An 18,450-nucleotide genomic window follows, 5' to 3' on the forward strand; every position below is an offset into this window, starting at 1 on the left:
GTTTTGCATAGTCTATCCTAATTACACATTGGACAGACGTGCAAGGGCTCTTCTAGCCTCTCCCATAACGAGAAGAAAAACTTCCGCCTCCACCAAATGGGAACAACGATGAAACGCACCTTAGCCCTAGCCCTCTGCCTGGGGCTCGGCATCGCGGCTGCGCCCGCTATGGCCGAGCCCAAGAACCCCGGCACTTTCGTCTTCATGTGGACCGACGACATCCAGTCGTTCGACCCGGCCTATATCGCCAACACGCCGAGCTCCTACGGCTCGCTCAATATCTACAGCCGTCTATTGAACTTCAACGGCTCGAAGATTTCAGAGTTCGTGCCGTCGCTCTCGACAGAGGTGCCGTCGCTGGAGAACGGTCTCATCAAGCAAGGCGCGGATGGCTCCATCAGCTACACCTTCCCGATCCGCAAGGGCGTGTTCGCCCACAAAGTCGGGATCAAGGGTGCCGACGGCAAAGTCACCTGGGAATATTACGACAAGTTGACGGACGAGCAGAAGGCGACGATCGAGCCGGGCTACGGCCAGATCACGCCCGAGGACGTGCGCTATTCGCTGTTACGCGCCATCCTTCAGGGGCAGTCGTGGATGTCGAACGCGATCACCGAAGTGATCACCGCCGGCAAGTACACCGACATCGCCAAGTGGGTTGAGACAGAAGGCGAGGTCAAATCCATCAACGACGCCAGCCCCGAGGTCCTGCGCAAGGTTTACGATCAGCTCGCGTCGCAGATCGTCGTCGAGGGCGACAATCTCACGCTGAAACTGCCCAAGTCGTTTCCGGCAACGCTTGGTGTGATCGCGCTGCCTTTCGGCACCTCGGTCCTTGACAAGGAATGGGTTGCCTCGGTCGGCGGCTGGGATGGCTCGGGCGACACCTGGAAGGCCCATTACCGTCCGGAACTCGGCGCCAATCCGCTGTTCGCCGAAGAAAACGGCACCGGCCCCTTCATGCTCGAGGAATGGGATCGCACCGACCGGCGCATAACGCTGAAGCGCTTCGACAGTTACTTCATGGGGCCTGCCAAGCTCGAGCGCGTGGTGATGCGCACCGTTCCGGAATGGACGACGCGGCGCCTGCAGCTTCTGTCCGGTGACGCCGATTTCGTCACGGCCCCCGTCGAGTTCATCGACGAGCTCAGCAAGACCGAGGGCGTCAAGGTCATCGACGGCCTGCAGAAGGTGTTTTCGCGCGGTGTCTTCTTTGCCTGGCCGCTCGACGACAACGACAATCCGGCGATCGGCAGCGGCAAGCTCGATGGTGCGGGCATCCCGCCGGACTTCTTCGCCGACATCGACGTGCGCAAGGGCTTCAACTATGCCCAGAACTACGACGCGCTGCTGAACCAGGTGCTGCTCGGCAAGACCGTGCAGTCGCGCGGGCCGACAGTGCGCGGCATCATGGGCTATCGCCCGGACTCGCCTGTTTACAGCTACGATCCCGCCAAGGCCGAGGAACACTTTAAGAAGGCGTTCGGCGGCAAGCTCTGGGATACCGGCTTTACCTTCACGGCCTATGTGACCGAAGGCTACCCGCAGCTGACCGCAGCGCTCTCGGCCTTGCAGCAGGGCCTTTCGCGCATCAATCCGAAGTTCAAGATGCAGATCCAGGCGCTGCCATGGGCATCCGTTTCGGACAAGCTCAACAACCGCGAAAAGCCGGCAGCGCCCTTGACGGTGATGGGCTGGGGTCCTGACTATTCCGACCCGGGTGGCCCGCTCGGTGCGGCCAGCTACTACCTGTCGCCCACGGGTCTCGTCGGCGGCATGGTCGGCCAAGGCTACCGCGATCTGATGGCCGAGAAGTTCAAGCCGCTGCTCGACGAAGCCTGGGCCTCGGTCGACCCCGCAGTGCGCGAGCCGATCTACGCCAAGCTGCAGGAAATGTCCTACGAATACGCCACCACCCAGTTCCTCTGGGAGGACTTCGGCTACGTCGTCACCCGCAGCAACATCGATGGTTATGTCGACAACATGATCCTCTACGGCGCCTGGGACTTCTACCCGGTCACCAAGGCCAATGACTGATTGGCTAGTGCGCGTCGGGCGGAAAACCGCCCGACGCGCACCTGTTTCATCTTCCCTGAAATCGGAACGTGTGAACCGTGCTGAACTATGCACTCAGACGACTGATGATGCTGCCGATCGTCCTCTTCGCACTGTCGTTGATGATCTTCGCGCTGCAGATGTCGCTTTCGCCGACCCAGAGACTGGCGGCCTATGCGCCGTCGCCTGACTATCTCAAGGGTGGTCAGGAGAGCATCCGCAGGATGATCGAGCAGTATGGGCTCAATGATCCCTCCTACATCCAGTATGGTCGCTGGATCGGCGGTGTGCTCAGTGGCAATCTCGGCTGGTCGGAAACCGCGCGTCAGCCGGTGTCCACGGCGTTGATGTCGTTGTTTCCAGCGACGCTGGAACTGGTGGTGCTCGCCTTCGTTCCCTGCCTGCTGCTCGCCGTCTTCCTCGGTTCTCGCGCCGGCATCTATCTCAACCGCTGGCCGGACCACGTCATCCGCATCTTCACCATTCTCGGCTGGTCTTTCCCGGTCTACGTCTTCGGCCTGTTGATGCTCTTGATCTTCTATTCGGCGCTCGACTGGTTCCCGCCCGGCCGGCTTAGCCAATGGGCACAGACGGTGGTCAGCTCCAGCGACTTCGTGCGCTACACCGGCGCCAATACCGTCGACGCGCTGCTCAACGGCAATCTGGCAATCTTCGGCGATGCGCTTCGCCACCTCGCAGCACCCGTCATCACGCTGACCTATGTCAACGTCGCCAGCATGACGCGGGTGATGCGCACCTCGATGCTGGAAACGCTGCGCCAGGATTATGTGCGCACCGCGCGTGCCAAGGGTCTGCCGCGCCGCGTCGTCGAATTGCATCACGCCCGGCGCAACGCGCTTCTGCCGCTTGCGACCATCGCCGGCATGGAGCTCGCCGTGATGATGGGTGGCGTCGTTATCACCGAGACCATCTTCGATTACGCCGGCCTCGGCCAGTTTGCCGCCAAGACCGCCGCCAATCTCGACTTTCCCGCCGTCCTCGGCTTCGGCCTCTATTTCGCGATCGTTCTGGTGCTGATGAACCTGGTCGTCGATCTCATCTATCCGTTGCTCGATCCGAGGGTGAAGACGCAATGAAGGTTCTTCGTTACCTCGCAAGAAATCCGGTGTCCCTGTTCGGCGTCGTGATCCTGCTTGCCTTCGTGCTGATCGCCGTTTTCGCGCCGGTCCTGGCGCCGCCGCAAAGCTTCCAGCTTTCCCCCTACGACACGCCGCGCGCCGGCTTCCTGGCAACGCCGCAGCCACCGTCGCCGGAGGCCGTTTTCGGCACCACGCAGGGCCAGTACGACATCTTCTACGGTGTCGTTTGGGGCACGCGCACGGCATTCAAGATCGGGCTCGGGGTCGTCGCGATCTCGGTGCTGATCGGCACGGTCGTCGGTGCAGTCGCGGCCTATTACGGCGGGGTCATCGAGGAAGTGCTGATGCGCATCGTCGACGTGTTCATGGCAGTGCCCTTCCTGATCGCGGCGATGGTGCTGACGGCGCTGCTCGGCAAGGGCATCGTGCCGATCACGATCGCGCTGACGACATTCGGCTGGATGAGTTATGCCCGCATCGTGCGAAGCGAGATCCTGAGGATCCGTGAGATGGATTACATCCACGCGGCGAGGAGCTACGGCGCCAGCGACCTCAGGCTGATTGTGCTGCATATCCTGCCGAATGCCATGTTCCCGGTGCTGGTTCTGGCGACGATGGCGACCGGCTCCATGGTGCTGTCGGCCTCGGCGCTCAGCTTCCTCGGTGTCGGTACCGAAGAAGGCTACGCCGACTGGGGGCAGTTCATCGCCTATTCGCGCAACTGGATCGTCGGCCAGCCCGGCAACCCCTTCCAGTTCTGGTACACGCTTGCCTTCCCCGGCGCTGCCGTCTTCCTTTTCGTGCTGTCGTGGAACCTGGTCGGCGATGCGCTTCGCGACATGCTCGACCCCCGTCACGCCCATTGAGACCCAATGCCTTTAAGGTCCCCCAATCCCTTTAAGATCAAAGGAGCATTTTCCATGTCCTCTCTGTCTGCTGCGTCCATCGAGCTGTTCGAGGATCTGATCCGCTACGAGGTCGAGGACAAGGCGATCCCGTCGATCTCCTACGCCCTTGTCGACCGTGACGGCGTGCTTGCCGAAGGCCATGTCCAGCGCCACGACCGCCATTTCGACATGGGCAAGGACACCTGCTTCCGCATCGGCTCGATCACCAAGACCTTCACGTCGCTGGCGATCATGCAGCTGGTCGAAAAGGGCCTGGTTGATATCGATGTCGACGTGTCGACCTATCTGCCGGGGTTCAAGCCGGAGAACCCGTTTGCCGGCGCTGAAGGCGGGCCACACGGTTCGGTCATCAGCCTGCGCAAGCTGATGACCCATACGGCCGGTCTCGTGCGCGAGCCGAAGAGCGGCCACTATCTCGACGCCACCCGGCCGCCGCTCGAAGATACCGTCAACGAGCTCGCGAGCTCGATCCTGAAGCAAGATCCGAGCCTTGGGGTGATGCACTATTCCAATGCCGGCATCGCTGTCGTCGGCCGGGTGATCGAGACGGTGACCGGCCAGAGCTATTCCGACTATGTCGCCGCCAATATCCTGAAGCCGCTCGGCATGGACAACTCCTCCTGCGGCATGGCGCCCGGCATTCGCGAGCGGCTCGCGCCTGCCGACATGTGGACGCTCGACGGCGACACGCCGGCGCCTGTGTTCAGCCTCGGCGGTTCGCCGGCGGGCAACATTTTTTCCACCACCGGCGACATGGCACGCTACGCCCAATGCCTGCTTCGTGGCGGCTTCGAAACGGAAGGGAATTCCATCATCTCGCCGGCCTCGCTGCGCGAGATGTGGACGCCATTCGGCAAGCGTCCGGTCGGCCACGACAGGACGTTCAACGGCTATGGCCTGTGCTTCGGTTCCGGCGACGTCGATGGCTGGACCTCCGTAGGTCACGGCGGTGCCGTCTATGGCTACGCCTCGCAGATGATGCTGTTACCGGCTGCGGGCGTCGGCGTGCTGATCTTTGCGACGCTCGATTTTGCCAACCAGATCGCCTCGCGGCTCGGCGTCGACGGCGTGCGCATCGTCCTTGCCGAGCGCAAGATGGGCAAGATGCCGGAGCGGACACAGCGTCCTGCGGAGATCTCCGAAGCTCAGTTCAAGACCCTGCCGGGCTACTACAGGGACGACGCCACACAGGAGATCGTCGAGGTCAAGTCCAAGGACGACAAGATCTATCTGATGGGCGAGGGTGTGCCGCACCGGATCCGTCCGGTTGCCGGCAACGACTTCGTCATCGATGGTCGTATCTACGGGCGGGGCGCGGACTACGCCCACATGAACCTCTCCTTCCCCGAAGCCGGCAAGCTTGCCTGGAAGGATGCGAGTTGGACACGCATCGAGGCACCTGATGATGAGACCGTTCCCGACGGGATCGCGCCGCATCTCGGCGAATACGGACCGGATTTCAACATCACCTACCTGACCTACAGCCATGGCGCGCTGAAATGCCTGATCGAGTACTTCTGCACCCACACTTGCGAGCCGGTCGAGGAAGGCCGCTTCCGCATGCATGGACGGCTTTACGAAGACGAGATCCTCGAGCTCGACGCCGTCGACGACAACGGCAAGCGCGGCATCCGCGTCGGGCCGATGTTCCTGGAGCGGCGCAGCCCATCCCAGGCGGAAGCGGCGTGACCCGGACCATGACCGCTCCGATCAAGATGGAGTCACCCCTCGGCGCCCGCATGTTCATCGGCGGGCGCGAGGTCGACTATTACTGCGGCACTTCGTACTTCTGCCTGCACGGCCACCCCGAGGTGATAGAGGCGGCCTGCGATGCGACCAGACAGTACGGCATGGGCCCGGGCACGCTCGCCCACATGCAGGTCTATGCCGACCTGCAGGAGCGGCTGCGTGACTGGTTCGGCACGGAAGAGGTCGTCTACATGATCTCCGGCTACACCAGCCCGATGGTGCTGCTGCAGGGCCTGCGCGACGATTTCGACGTGATCCTGATGGATTCGGCGACGCATTACAGCACCCGCGACGCCATCCCGACGCTCGGCAAGCGGATCCATGAATTTCGCCATGCCGACCCGGACGATCTGGCCGCGCAATTGTCGCAGCATGTGAAACCGGGCGAGCGGCCGGCGGTGCTGACGGATGGCGTTTTTCCGTCCTCGGGCAAGTTGGCGCCGCTTGCAGATTTCCGGCAAGCGATGGCCTCCTATGATGGCGCATTGCTCTGCATCGACGATTCCCACGGCGTTGGCGTCCTTGGCGAGACCGGCCGCGGATCGCTGCAACATGCGGGGCTCGAAGGCGAGGGCAACTATCTTGCCGGTACGATGAGCAAGGCATTCGGTGCGCTCGGCGGCATCGTCCCTGGGGATGCGGGTCTTGCGGCAAAGATCGCGGGCAATGCCATGATCATGCGTGGTGCCTCGCCGGCGCCCCCGGGTCTCGCGGCCGCCGCCGCAGCATCGTTGCGGGTTCTGCAAACGACGCCTGAAAAGCGTGCCAATCTCGTCCGCAACGTCAAGCATATGCGCAGCGGGCTGCGGGCACTGGGTTTCGAAGTCGCCGACACGCCAGTGCCGATCGTCACCACCAAGGGCGTCACCGATCTTGAGCAATTGCGCGATCGTCTTGCGGAGCGCGACATCATCGTCAGGGTGCAGCAGCCCGGCGGCTATTCCGATGCGTCAGACGTCTCGACGATGCGGCTTGCGGTGTTTTCCGAGCACACGCCTCACCAGATCGACCGGCTCCTACGGTCGATGGCCGAGCTTCTTTAAACCTGAGAGGCAGCGCCGCGGCCGAAGCTGGTGTCGGTAGAGTCCGGCCGTCCGTCGACGGAGCGCGGATGTCCGTTTGTGGGTGAGCCAATAAGTAATTGAAGTATCAGGAATTAGGCGATTTTTGCATGGAGTTTTGCCCAAATTGAATTGGTCAGTGGCGGCGAGTTGCACCAATGTTCCGTGCAAACGACGCGCGAATAGATCGCATATGGCTGTCCGCCAGGCGCCGCTCCGATGACTGTCTCGACCGTGCTCCCCGATCGTCCGCAGAGACCACGTCGTCGGCGGCACTGAACGTGCAATGCTTGGGCCCCGCGACGCTTGCCCGAAACGACCGCATCTACCCCGTAGTTGCCGACAGACATAAGAGGAACCGCCTATGAACGTCTTTATCTCCGCCGATATCGAGGGTACCGCAGGCATCGCCCATTGGGACGAGGCCGAGCGTACCCATGCCGACTGGGCCGAATTCCGAGCCCTGATGACCGCCGAGGTGGTCGCCGCCTGCGAGGGGGCGCGCGCCGCGGGCGCGACCGAAGTCGTGGTGAAAGACGCCCATGACAGCGGCCGCAACCTCATTCTCGACCGCTTGCCCGACTACGTCCGCATCGTTCGCGGCTGGTCCGGCCATCCGGATGCCATGATGTTCGGCCTTGATGCCGGCTTCGCAGCGGCGATCTATACGGGCTATCACTCCAAAGCCGGCAGCGAGGACAATCCGCTCGCCCATACCTCCACCATGCGCATCTCGCGCCTGCTCCTCAATGGCGAGGTCGCCTCGGAATTCACCGTCAACGCGCTCTGCGCCGCCGCCTACGGCGTGCCGTCGGTCTTCCTTGCCGGCGATGCGGGCATTTGCTCGCAGGCGCGGGCCATGGTGCCGGGGCTGAAGTCCGTGGAAACGCTGGAGGGGAAAGGTCGTTCGACGACTTCGATCTCCCCGGCCTGGTCGCGCCGGCTCATTCGCGAAGGCGTAGCAGAGGCGCTTTCCGGCGATTTCGCACAGGTCCTGCCGAGAAGGGCAGAGCGCTACGAGGTGGTGATCGAGTTCAATAATCCGACGGATGCCTATCGTGCCGGCTGGTATCCCGGTGCCTACGCGCACGGTCCCCGCGCCGTCGCCTTCAAGCACGCGGATTTCGCGGAAATCCTGCGCGCGCTGGTCTTCCTGAAAGCCTGATCAGGTGGGCTCGCGTTCCAAGAGCAGCTTTGCTGTTTGCCAGAGGTCTTCGACCCTGCGGCTGCGCGTCGCGGTGTGACGGTAGAGGCGAATTTCGAGGTCGAGGTTCCATCCCGCATCCTTGGAGGCGGGCACGAGGCCGCCGGTCTCGATCACGTCGTGCGCGAGGCTCTCCGGCAGCCAGCAGACGCCTGCCCCTGTCATCGCCATGTTCATCAGCCCGGCGCTGATCGTGTTCTCATGTGTGGTGCGGCGCCGGAAAGGCGGACGCCGGAGCATAAGGCGGGAAAGGGCGACACCGAAAAACGAATTGAACCCGTAGCTCAGATAGGGGATGGCGAGCCTTGGCTGGGCGACGGCGCGGTCGAGAATGTGCAGCCCCGGCAGCGTGCCTCCGGCCAGGGAAACGTTTGCCGCGGCAAGCGGGATCAGCCGGTCATGTGCGATTGTCAGCGACGAGAACTGTCCGCGGTCGAGGTGGAACGGCACCTCCGAATGGGCATAGGTCAGGAAGAAATCTGCCTCGTCGCCGATGAGGGCCTCGAGGTTCGCTTCGATGCCGCCACGGTCTGCCATCAGTGAGGTGCTGAAGGCGCCGCCTGCTTTTTCCAGCAGTTTGAGCCAGCGCGGGAAGATCGTTACCGTCAGTGTATGGAGCGCGGCGAAGCGGATGAGACCTTCTTCGTGAGACGGGCGTAGCGACTCGCGTGCCGCGTAGAAGGTTCGGATTGCCTCCTGCGCAATGGGGAGGAAATTGCGACCCGCCGGCGTCAGTTCCGCCGGCATGGTGGCGCGGCTGATCAGCGTCGCGCCAAGCCAAGCCTCCAATTGTTTGATGCGCCGGCTGAAGGCCGGCTGCGTCACGTTGCGCAACTCGGCAGCGCGCGAAAAGCTCCACGTGTCGGCCAGCGTCACGAAGTCCTCCAGCCACTTGATCTCCATGCCCGCTCCTTGTGCGTTAGAGTTGTAGGGGATCATAAGTTGTTGGAATGAAATCGCTATGCCGATATTGCATCGGCTTTTGCTAAAAGCGAATTAGCCAAACCCGATCAAACCTTTCAGGTTGTGCCCAAGGCAAACAGTTCTGATTTCAGAGCAGCGGAGGAGGCTGCGAAATCAGGCTGATAACAAAAGGGGGATTGTTAATGGCCTTCCAGCTTCACGCTGATCTTATCCTGTGCAACGGCCGAATCTGGCGCGGCAGGGAGGAGGGGATCAGCGAGGCCCTTGCCATCTGGCAGGGCAAGGTCCTGGCCACCGGCAGCGACGCTGACATGCTGAGCCTCAAGGGGCCGCGCACCGAGGTCATCGACCTCGAAGGACGTTTCGCCAGCCCCGGCCTCATCGACAACCACCTGCACCTGATCTCGACCGGCATTACCATGGGTTGGGTCGATGCGACGCCTGCCGCCGCGCCGACACTTGCCGTGCTGCTCAAAAAGCTTGCCGAGCGTGCCGCCGCCACCCCGAAAGGCACCTGGGTGCGGGCGCGGGGCTATGACCAGGTCAAGCTCGATGTTGGCCGGCATCCGACCCGAGAGGAGCTCGACTGTGCAGTGCCGGATCATCCTGTGCTGCTGACGCGGGCCTGCGGCCATGTCGCCATCGCGAATTCGCTGGCGCTGAGGCTGGCTGATGTCACCGAGGCGACGCCGGTGCCGGATGGCGGTGTGATCGGCACCACTGACGGCCGTCTCGACGGCTTCCTCGCGGAAAATGCGCAGAACCTCATCAAGGGTGCCATGCCGGAGGTGACGACGGAGGAACTGATCGACGGTATTGAGCGCGCAGGGCGTTATCTTGTGTCGCTCGGCATCACCAGTTGCGTGGATGCGGCCGTCGGCCAACTTGCTGGTTTTGCAGAGATCCAGGCCTATGAGATGGCCAAGCTTTCCGGTCGCCTGCCGGTGCGCGTCTGGCTGACGCTGCTCGGCGATCCCGGTGTCTCGATCGTCGAGGACTCCTGGCGTGCAGGGCTCATTTCCGGTGCCGGCGACGATATGTTGCGGGTTGGCGCTGTGAAGATCTTTCTCGATGGCTCGGCCGGCGGGCGCACCGCCTGGATGTCGAAACCCTATCTGGGCGAGCCCGACAATATCGGCGTGCAGATGCTGCCCGACGCGGAGGTCGAGGCGATCGTCAAGTCCTGCCACGATCGGGGCTATCAGATGGCCTGCCATGCCATCGGTGACGGTGCGATCGAACAGCTTGTCACGGCCTATGAAAAGGCGCTTGCCGCCAATCCCGATCCGGACCGGCGTCACCGCATCGAGCATTGCGGCTTCTCATCGCCCGGGCAAGATGCGCGCATGAAGGCCGCCGGCATCCTGCCCGCGCCGCAGATGGCCTTCATCCACGATTTCGGCGACAGCTACGTCTCCGTGCTCGGCGAGGAGCGCGGCAAGGCCTCCTACCAGATCGGTACCTGGATGCGCATGGGCCTCAAGCCCTCGACTGGCTCGGATTCTCCCGTCTGCTCGCCCGATCCCTTCCCGAACCTTCACGCCATGATCACGCGCAAGACCGGCAGGGGCACCGTGATGGCGGAGGCGGAGAAGCTGAGCCGTGAGGAGGCGTTACAGGCCTACACGGAGTACGGCGCCTATTCCCAGAAGGCCGAGGAAGTGAAGGGCAGGCTGGTGCCAGGCCAATGGGCCGACATCGCCGTCTTCGACAACGACCTGCTGGAGGCGCCGGCGGATACCATTCTCACAGGCACGCGCTGCCTGATGACCCTGCTTGCGGGCCGCGTCGTGCATGACGCGCGCTGACGGCCTGCCGGACTGATCAACACAAAGCCGAAAACGGCACGAGAGGGAAAACAGCATGCTGAAAAGATTGACACTGGCTGCAATGCTTAGTCTCGGGGTGGCTACAGGGGCGCTGGCCGCGGGCGAGCGCCATGGCGGAACGCTCGTCTTCACCGCCCCCTATGGCTCGAGCTTCGCCACACTCGACGTGCAGGCGAGCCCGAACACGCAGGAAGAATTCATCACCCAGGCTATCCACCGCGCGCTTTACAGCTGGGATTCGAACCAGAACAAGCCGGTGCTGGAACTGGCAACCTCGGAAGACGTCTCCGAAGACGGCACGGTGCACACCTATCACCTGCGCGACAATGCCGTCTTCCATAACGGCAAGCCGCTGACGGCTGACGACATTATCTACAGCTACAAGCGCATCGCCAACCCAAAGAATGCCTTCCCTGGCGCCAGCTACATTTCCGTCATCAAGGGCGCGGAAGATTTCATCGCCGGCAAGGCGGAGGAGATTTCCGGTCTCAAGAAGATCGATGACCACACGCTGGAGATCACCTACACAGGCCCGATCAATCCCGGCTTCCCGCTGATGCAGAATACGACGGTGATCTATCCGTCGAATGTCGAGGATGAATCGAGCTTCGCAAAGACCCCCTTTGGCCTCGGCGCCTTCGTCTTCAAGGAGCACGTGCCGGGTTCGCAGGTCGTCGTCGAGAAGTTCGACAAGTATTACGAAGAGGGCAAGCCCTATCTCGACCGCATCAACATCGTGCTGATGGCCGAGGACGCCGCCCGCGACGTCGCTTTCCGCAACAAGGAAATCGACGTCTCCATTCTCGGCCCCACCCAGTACCAGGCCTATCAGGGCGAGGAAGTTCTAAAGGATCATCTGCTCGAAGTCGCCGAGGTCTATACGCGCAATATCGGCTTCAACCCGGCCTTCGAACCGTTCAAGGACAAGCGGGTACGCCAGGCGATCAACCACGCGATCAACGCGCCGCTGATCATCGAACGCCTCGTCAAGAACAAGGCTTACCCCGCCGCCGGGTGGCTGCCGATTTCCTCGCCTGCCTTCGACAAGGACAAGGTGCCCTATGCCTTTGATCCCGACAAGGCGAAGGCCCTTCTGGCGGAAGCAGGCTATGCCGACGGCTTCGAGTTCGAAGTGACGGCGAGCCCGAACGAAAGCTGGGGCGTGCCGATCGTCGAGGCCATCCTGCCGATGCTGAAAAAGGTCGGCATCTCGGTAAAGCCGAAGCCGGTCGAAAGCTCGGCGCTCGGTGACGCCGTGACGTCGAACAACTTCCAGGCCTTCATCTGGTCGAACCTTTCCGGTCCCGATCCGCTGAATGCGCTGCGTTGCTACTATTCCAAGACGCCGCAGTCCGCCTGCAACTACGCGAGCTATGCGAGCCCGGAGTTCGACAAGCTCTATGAGGCAGCCCAGCAGGAGCGCGACTCGGCCAAGCAGAACGACCTGCTGCGCCAGGCCAACAACATCGTGCAGGACGACGCGCCGGTCTGGTTCTTCAACTACAACAAGGCGGTCATGGCCTATCAGCCATGGATCCACGGCCTTGTTCCGAATGCGACGGAACTGGCGGTCCAGCCCTATGACGAGATCTGGATCGACGAAACGGCGCCGGATGGGCGCAAATAAGCCTTGAGAGGTTCGGGGCGGCTTCGGCCGCCCCACACATCAGTTGTCCCGCCCGTCTGGGGTGGCCAAAATGGAACCGCTCATGCTTCGTTTTACCCTGCGCCGCATCCTGCAGGTCGCCCCGACGATCGTCGTGGTGGCGCTGCTGATCTTCGTTATCTTCTCCGTCGTTCCCGGTACCTTCGCGGCCAGCCTCTTTGCTGACGGCAAGCGTGCCGCCGATCCGCAAATGATCGCTCGCCTCAACGAGGAATTCGGGCTCAACAAGCCGCTGATGGAGCGCTTCGTGGCCTATGTCACGGATCTTGCACAGTTCGATCTCGGCACCAGTTTCCGCACGCGCCAGCCGGTCATCGACCTCATCAACGATCGCATGGGCGCCTCGCTTCAGCTTGCCGTCGCCGCCATGGCCTTTGCCATTATCGTCGGCGTGCCGCTCGGCTTCCTCGCAGCACTCCGGCCAGGTTCGATACTCGATACGGTCACGATGATCGGCGCGGTCTCAGGTCTGTCGATGCCGCAATTCTGGCTCGGCCTGTTGATGATGTATCTCTTCGCCCTGCAGCTGAACTGGCTGCCGAGTTTCGGCTATGGCGACGGCTCGTTGCAGAACCTCATCCTGCCTGCCGTAACCCTCGGCGTTACGCCGCTGGCGCTGCTCGCACGCACCACGCGGGCGGGCGTGCTCGACGTGTTGAACGCCGACTTCATCCGCACCGCCCATTCCAAGGGCATGAGCGAGGCGAAGGTGGTGCGCTGGCATGTGGCGCGCAATGCGCTGGTGCTGATCGTCACCACGGTCGGCCTGCAGTTCGGCTCGCTGATCGGCCAGGCCGTCGTCATCGAAAAGCTGTTTGCCTGGCCCGGTATCGGCTCGCTCCTGGTCGATAGCGTCGCGATCCGCGACATCCCCGTGGTGCAGGGCACGATCCTCGTCATCGTGCTTTGGTTCCTGATCATCAATACCGCCGTCGATCTGGTCTATGCCGCGATCGATCCGCGCATCAAGCAGGAGTGACGCGCGTGCGCCTCGGCTTCAACTTCTGGCTCGGTGCGACGCTGACAGCGCTGGTCATCTTCGCCGGTCTTCTCGCCCAATGGATCGCACCCTTCGACCCGGTGCTCGATGCGGACCTGATGAATTCCGAACTGCCGCCGGATGCCACCTTCTGGTTCGGCACGGACGGGCAGGGACGGGATGTCTATACCCGCATCCTCTACGGCGCACAGATTTCATTGACCGTCGGCATCGTGTCGCAGGTGATCAACTCGATCATCGGCGTCACGCTCGGCATGACGGCCGGCTATTGGGGCGGCTGGTGGGACGATCTGGTGAACGGGCTGACCAACGTCATGCTCGCCATCCCTTCTTTGATCTTCGCGCTCGCCGTGATGGCCGTGCTCGGCCCCGGCCTGCCATCGCTCCTGATCGCGCTCGGCCTGACTAATTGGAGCTGGACCTGCCGCATCGCACGGTCCTCGACACTCTCGTTGAAATCGCAGGGATACGTGCAGGCGGCACAGACGCTCGGTTATGGGGATCTCCGCATCATGTTCACGCAGATCCTGCCCAACATGATGGGACCGATCCTTGTCATGGCGACGCTCGGTATGGGGTCGGCGGTGCTGTCGGAGGCGGCACTCTCCTTCCTCGGCCTCGGCATTCAACCGCCTTTCCCGAGCTGGGGCTCGATGTTGACCGATGCGCGCCAACTCATCCAGCTCGCGCCCTGGGCAGCGCTCTTCCCCGGCCTTGCCATCTTCCTCTCGGTGCTCGGTTTCAACCTTCTCGGCGACGGCCTGCGTGACAGCCTCGATCCGCATATGAGGACGCGCAAGCCATGACCACGCCGCTTCTCGACATCAGAGACCTGCGCCTCGGCGTTTCGCTCGGTCGTTCGGCCCACCATCCGCTGCTCAAGGGCGTCTCCTTCCAGATCATGCCGGGCGAGGCCTATGGTCTCGTCGGCGAATCCGGCTCCGGCAAGTCGGTTACATCGCTCGCCGTCATGGGGCTTTTGAAAAGGCCGCTCGCCGTTTCGGGCGGGGAGATACTGTTCAAGGGACAGAACCTGTTGGCGCTGCCGAAACGCGAGATGCGGCGCCTGCGTGGCAACCGCATCGCCATGATCTTCCAGGAACCGATGACCGCGCTGAACCCGCTTTCGACCGTGGGCCGGCAGATCGCCGAAATGTTCGTGCTGCATCAGGGAAAAAGTTGGGGGGAGGCTGAAAAGCTCGCCGTCGACGCGCTTGGGAACGTGCGCGTGCCCAACCCCGATCGGCGCGCGAAGAACTACCCGCATCAGATGTCCGGCGGACTGCGCCAGCGCGTGATGATCGCCATGGCGCTTGCCTGCAGCCCGGACCTGCTGATCGCCGACGAACCGACCACCGCGCTCGACGTCACCGTGCAGGCCGAGGTGCTACGCCTCATCAAGGAGTTGTGTGCGGCGCGCGGCACGGCAGTTCTGTTCATCAGCCACGACCTCGGGGTGATCGCCAGCATCTGCCAGCGCGTCGGCGTGATGTATTCGGGCTGCCTCGTCGAGGAAAATGAGACGCGGGCACTCTTCGAAGGCCCGCGGCATGAATATACCCGCGGGCTGCTCGGCGCCCTGCCGCGCCTTGGCAGCCGCAGCGAACATGGGCGGCAGCGGCTCGTCGATATCGACAGCATCATCTCCGATCGCTCGAAACTGACCGAGAGCCGCTTCATCGCACCGCGCGAACTGGAGGGGAGCCAGCCATGACCGCTCCGCTGCTGCAAGTGGACGATCTGCACGTCCGTTTCCCCATTTCCGGCGGCGGCCTGCTCGGCACCGGACGGCGCACGCTTCACGCCGTCAACGGCATCAGCTTCGAGCTGGCCAAGGGCGAATGCCTGTCGATCGTCGGTGAATCCGGCTGCGGCAAGTCGACGACGGCGCTTTCCATCCTCGGCCTCCAGGAGCCGAGCGAGGGCATGATCCGCTTTCGCGGACAGCCGCTTGCCGGCCCCGGCGCGCCAGGTCGCATGGATAGGGCGAAGGCGGTGCAGATGGTGTTCCAGGACCCCTACGCCTCGCTCAACCCACGCCAGTCCGTGCGCACCTCGCTTGCCGCGCCGCTGCGCCTTCACGGCATAACCGCTGCCTCCGAAATCGAGGGCCGCATCGAGGCGATGCTGAAGAATGTCGGTCTGACGCCCGAGCAGGCGGGGCGCTACCCGCACGAGTTCTCCGGCGGCCAGCGCCAGCGCATCGGCATCGCCCGCGCGCTGATCCTTGAGCCCGAGATCGTCGTGCTCGACGAGCCGGTCTCTGCCCTCGACGTATCGATCCGCGCACAGATCATCAACCTGCTGCTCGACCTTCAGGAAAAGCTCAGCCTCTCCTATCTGATGATCAGCCATGATCTTAGCGTGGTCGAGCATATGAGCGATCGGGTGCTGGTCATGTATTTCGGCGAGATCGTGGAAGAGGGCGGCTGGCGCGAGATTTTCGAAGCGCCCACCCATCCCTATACGCGACGGTTGATCGCGGCCATTCCCGATCCGGATGCGGCCCTGAATCCGGCGGCCAGGCAGGATCTCTACGCCACCATGCCGCAACTCGTCGGCCGCAGCTTCGTTTCCGACGGCTGCACCGCGCCGGATGTCTTTACGGCACCGGCGCGATCCGAGCTTATCGAGATCGGCGGAAACCATAGGGTCCGGATGGCTTTGGCCTAGCCAGCGGCTCTCGTTCGGAGATAGATGTGGTGTCGGTATGAAAACGACTGCCTGCGCGGTCCGGACGGGATAAATATACGTAGAATTTCTAGATTCTGGGATGAACCAATGGACCGCATGCCGAAGATCGCCGTGATCATGGATGAGAACACCAGTTCAGGTGGCGGACGCTATGATACCTCGAAGAATTACTTCTCTGCGATCCGCCGCGCCGGCGCTTTTGCCTTCGGCATCCCGTACATTCCTGATCTGGTTGACCAGGTCGTCGAGGAGTTCGATGGGTTCCTGAGCGTCGGCGGCCGTATCAGTTTTCCGAAAGGCTGGTACGTTGAAGGAGTCCAATCCCAGTATCCGCCATCTGATCGTCTTGCCGTCGATATGGCATTGATGGAAGGGTTCCTTGCGCGTAACAAACCTGTGCTTGGCATCTGCAATGGCATGCAAATGCTTGGGTGTCTCAACGGCTGCCGGATGGTCTCGGATGTCCATTCGTCGTGGCCGGAAGCCCTCAATCATGACCAGGCAAATGTGTCGCATGACGTGCGCATCGTCGCCGGCACCAGAATGGCTGAAATCTTCGGCGCCGACACATTCGCTGTGAACACGTTTCATCGAGAGGCGATTGTGGAGGTAGCCGGCGCCGTGACCGTCACGGCCCGAGCATCCGATGGAGTCGTCGAAGCGATCGAGATCGGCTCGCAGTCTTTTGCCATGGGGCTGCAATGGCACCCGGAATTGCTGGACGCCGAAAGCCATCCGGGCGCTCGCGTATTTGACGCGTTTGTGGAGGCTGCAAGCCGTCGATCCCGTTAAGCGGTCAAAACGACATTGCATCGCGAGGGTAGGCTTCTGTTGGCGCGCTCAGTTATTGTGGCCGCTGTAGCGTAGCAGTTCCGGAACACGCAGAGCCAAGATCGCAAGTGAAATGGCCAACAGCGTCCCGCTGATCAGCGCCACATTGGCAATGCCGATGATTTCTGCCGCCGAGCCGAGCAGCAGGCTCGAAACCGGCATCACGCCGATGGTCAATTCCTGGATGCCCATCACGCGTCCCTGCACGTGCGGTTCGGTCATCATGAGCATGAGCGTGGTCTGCAGGATGCCGAACGGTGACGCCGACAGTCCGATGAGCCCCATGAGAGCAAACGACAGAGGCACCGAGGACGACAGAGCGAAGGTCGCCCATAGTCCGCCCCAGATGGCCGTGCCAATCAGGAAAAGGCCGCCCTTGTAGCGGAAGTCTCCGAGACTGGCGATGACGAGAGCCCCGGCCAGGCTGCCGGTGCCGCCGCATGCCAATAACAGGCCGAGCCCCTGTGGCGTCAGGTCCAGATGTTCCCTAGCGATAACCGGCATGAAGCCCTGGTAGATCGGCCACAACAGAATATTGGCCAAGAACGTGACGCCCAGGACAGACCGGAGGAGGACGTTCCCGGAGATGGTGCGAAAGCCTGCCGCTACAAGACTCACAAAGCCTTCTTCTCGATCTGGTTGCCGGCCGCTCTTCAGGTTCCTCATCGGCCAGAGCGCTGCGAACGAAACGAGATACCAGCCGGCGGAGATCGCTAGCGCCGATGCAGCTCCGAATGCCACGATCATCGTTCCTCCAAGCGCCGGCCCGATCATCTGCGTCATGCTCAGGACAAGCGAGTTCAGAGAATTCGCGTTACTGAGCTTCTCGCGATCGACGAGGTCGGCGACCAGCGCGAAACGTGCCGGCTGGGATGGGGATTGCGCCAGGCCAATGCAGAAGCCCCCAAAGACCAGGCCCCAGAAGGATATTTTGTCCAGGGCTACGAGAAGCGCAATCACGCTGAGGACGGCAAAGGCCCAGCCGGACGCAGCCAAAAGCAGTTTGGGCCGGTCGAAGCGGTCCGAGATCACGCCTGCGAGGGGACCAAGCATCATCGGCCCCAGCCTTGCCGCGGTGAAGAGGGCGACGGAAAACTCCGAGCGGGTGGTCTCAAACACCAGCCAGCCGAGCACGAGCGTCTGCGTCCAGAGGCCCCCGAAGAAGAAAAGGTTGGATATCCAGAGCCTTCGATACCCTGGATAAAGGAGAAGAGATGACGCGATCCTGGCCAGGAAACCGACGCGAAGCGCGCATGTGGAGGAGCGCTCGCCTGGGATCGTGTCGGAACGGGCTGCGCTGTCCAGTTCTTGCGTCATCATATTGCACCTTTCCAGGCGGCTGTTCACCCTCGGGCTAGCCGCCTTTCGAGAGGCAGCTGCTCGTTGCGGCGTCTGGGGTACCAATGCGATGTTCGCCGCTGCCGCATTG

General features: G+C 62.4%; 15 protein-coding genes. 13 read left to right on the plus strand and 2 right to left on the minus strand.

The features are described 5' to 3' along the window. Nucleotides 1–108: 108 nt before the first annotated feature. From AC070A_RS31150 to AC070A_RS31175, 6 genes are all read left to right on the plus strand, one after another. Nucleotides 109–2,037, plus strand: a complete 1,929-nt coding sequence (locus AC070A_RS31150; protein ID WP_492384368.1) for an ABC transporter substrate-binding protein — start codon at nucleotides 109–111, stop codon at nucleotides 2,035–2,037. 77 nt (nucleotides 2,038–2,114) lie between these two features. Continuing rightward, nucleotides 2,115–3,152 carry an ABC transporter permease gene (locus AC070A_RS31155; protein WP_244495589.1) on the plus strand — a complete coding sequence of 346 codons (1,038 nt, stop codon included), beginning with the start codon at nucleotides 2,115–2,117 and terminating at the stop codon, nucleotides 3,150–3,152. Beyond that, nucleotides 3,149–4,021, plus strand: a complete 873-nt coding sequence (locus AC070A_RS31160; protein WP_492384367.1) for an ABC transporter permease — start codon at nucleotides 3,149–3,151, stop codon at nucleotides 4,019–4,021. Before AC070A_RS31155 ends, AC070A_RS31160 begins: the two co-directional genes overlap by 4 nt. Nucleotides 4,022–4,075: 54 nt before the next feature. Then, nucleotides 4,076–5,752, plus strand: a complete 1,677-nt coding sequence (locus AC070A_RS31165) for a serine hydrolase domain-containing protein (RefSeq protein WP_492384366.1) — start codon at nucleotides 4,076–4,078, stop codon at nucleotides 5,750–5,752. Next, nucleotides 5,749–6,855 (plus strand): aminotransferase class I/II-fold pyridoxal phosphate-dependent enzyme, encoded by a 1,107-nt coding sequence (locus AC070A_RS31170; RefSeq protein ID WP_492384365.1) that lies wholly within the window; start codon nucleotides 5,749–5,751, stop codon nucleotides 6,853–6,855. Before AC070A_RS31165 ends, AC070A_RS31170 begins: the two co-directional genes overlap by 4 nt. A 382-nt stretch (nucleotides 6,856–7,237) precedes the next feature. After that, a complete protein-coding gene (locus AC070A_RS31175) occupies nucleotides 7,238–8,038 on the plus strand; it encodes a M55 family metallopeptidase (RefSeq protein WP_110879639.1) in 801 nt (266 codons plus the stop codon). Here the strand turns inward: AC070A_RS31175 and AC070A_RS31180 are convergent, their stop codons facing one another. Beyond that, entirely contained in the window at nucleotides 8,039–8,980 is a 942-nt protein-coding gene (locus AC070A_RS31180) for a LysR family transcriptional regulator (protein WP_492384364.1), read from the minus strand. A 203-nt stretch (nucleotides 8,981–9,183) separates the two neighbouring features. Here AC070A_RS31180 and AC070A_RS31185 point away from each other — a divergent pair, with 203 nt between their 5' ends. The 7 genes from AC070A_RS31185 (at nucleotide 9,184) to AC070A_RS31215 (ending at nucleotide 16,982) form a co-directional block, all read left to right on the plus strand. After that, nucleotides 9,184–10,809, plus strand: a complete 1,626-nt coding sequence (locus AC070A_RS31185; RefSeq protein ID WP_492384363.1) for an amidohydrolase — start codon at nucleotides 9,184–9,186, stop codon at nucleotides 10,807–10,809. 55 nt (nucleotides 10,810–10,864) lie between these two features. Next, entirely contained in the window at nucleotides 10,865–12,457 is a 1,593-nt protein-coding gene (locus tag AC070A_RS31190) for an ABC transporter substrate-binding protein (RefSeq protein WP_492384362.1), read from the plus strand. Nucleotides 12,458–12,539: 82 nt separating this feature from the next. Beyond that, nucleotides 12,540–13,475: an ABC transporter permease gene (locus tag AC070A_RS31195; protein WP_110879635.1), complete on the plus strand. Its 936-nt coding sequence runs from the start codon at nucleotides 12,540–12,542 to the stop codon at nucleotides 13,473–13,475. A 5-nt stretch (nucleotides 13,476–13,480) separates the two neighbouring features. After that, a complete protein-coding gene (locus AC070A_RS31200) occupies nucleotides 13,481–14,302 on the plus strand; it encodes an ABC transporter permease (RefSeq protein ID WP_110879634.1) in 822 nt (273 codons plus the stop codon). Next, nucleotides 14,299–15,210 (plus strand): ABC transporter ATP-binding protein, encoded by a 912-nt coding sequence (locus AC070A_RS31205; protein WP_110879633.1) that lies wholly within the window; start codon nucleotides 14,299–14,301, stop codon nucleotides 15,208–15,210. Before AC070A_RS31200 ends, AC070A_RS31205 begins: the two co-directional genes overlap by 4 nt. After that, entirely contained in the window at nucleotides 15,207–16,169 is a 963-nt protein-coding gene (locus AC070A_RS31210) for an ATP-binding cassette domain-containing protein (protein WP_492384361.1), read from the plus strand. Before AC070A_RS31205 ends, AC070A_RS31210 begins: the two co-directional genes overlap by 4 nt. Before the next feature lie 108 nt (nucleotides 16,170–16,277). Continuing rightward, nucleotides 16,278–16,982, plus strand: coding sequence for a gamma-glutamyl-gamma-aminobutyrate hydrolase family protein (locus AC070A_RS31215; protein WP_492384360.1), 705 nt, complete (start codon nucleotides 16,278–16,280; stop codon nucleotides 16,980–16,982). A gap of 48 nt (nucleotides 16,983–17,030) precedes the next feature. Here AC070A_RS31215 and AC070A_RS31220 read toward each other — a convergent pair whose 3' ends face one another. Then, nucleotides 17,031–18,341 carry an MFS transporter gene (locus AC070A_RS31220; RefSeq protein ID WP_494773624.1) on the minus strand — a complete coding sequence of 437 codons (1,311 nt, stop codon included), beginning with the start codon at nucleotides 18,339–18,341 and terminating at the stop codon, nucleotides 17,031–17,033. Nucleotides 18,342–18,450: the final 109 nt, after the last annotated feature.

Source organism: Ensifer sp. GW101-20A05, assembly GCF_059424735.1.

Coding starts and splice junctions, on each gene's coding strand:
- AC070A_RS31175 (WP_110879639.1), top strand. CDS start 7,238: ATGAACGTCTTTATCTCCGCCGATATCGAGGGTACCGCAGGCATCGCC.
- AC070A_RS31210 (WP_492384361.1), top strand. CDS start 15,207: ATGACCGCTCCGCTGCTGCAAGTGGACGATCTGCACGTCCGTTTCCCC.
- AC070A_RS31220 (WP_494773624.1), bottom strand. CDS start 18,341: ATGATGACGCAAGAACTGGACAGCGCAGCCCGTTCCGACACGATCCCA.
- AC070A_RS31180 (WP_492384364.1), bottom strand. CDS start 8,980: ATGGAGATCAAGTGGCTGGAGGACTTCGTGACGCTGGCCGACACGTGG.
- AC070A_RS31185 (WP_492384363.1), top strand. CDS start 9,184: ATGGCCTTCCAGCTTCACGCTGATCTTATCCTGTGCAACGGCCGAATC.
- AC070A_RS31165 (WP_492384366.1), top strand. CDS start 4,076: ATGTCCTCTCTGTCTGCTGCGTCCATCGAGCTGTTCGAGGATCTGATC.
- AC070A_RS31195 (WP_110879635.1), top strand. CDS start 12,540: ATGCTTCGTTTTACCCTGCGCCGCATCCTGCAGGTCGCCCCGACGATC.
- AC070A_RS31205 (WP_110879633.1), top strand. CDS start 14,299: ATGACCACGCCGCTTCTCGACATCAGAGACCTGCGCCTCGGCGTTTCG.
- AC070A_RS31215 (WP_492384360.1), top strand. CDS start 16,278: ATGGACCGCATGCCGAAGATCGCCGTGATCATGGATGAGAACACCAGT.
- AC070A_RS31150 (WP_492384368.1), top strand. CDS start 109: ATGAAACGCACCTTAGCCCTAGCCCTCTGCCTGGGGCTCGGCATCGCG.
- AC070A_RS31160 (WP_492384367.1), top strand. CDS start 3,149: ATGAAGGTTCTTCGTTACCTCGCAAGAAATCCGGTGTCCCTGTTCGGC.
- AC070A_RS31190 (WP_492384362.1), top strand. CDS start 10,865: ATGCTGAAAAGATTGACACTGGCTGCAATGCTTAGTCTCGGGGTGGCT.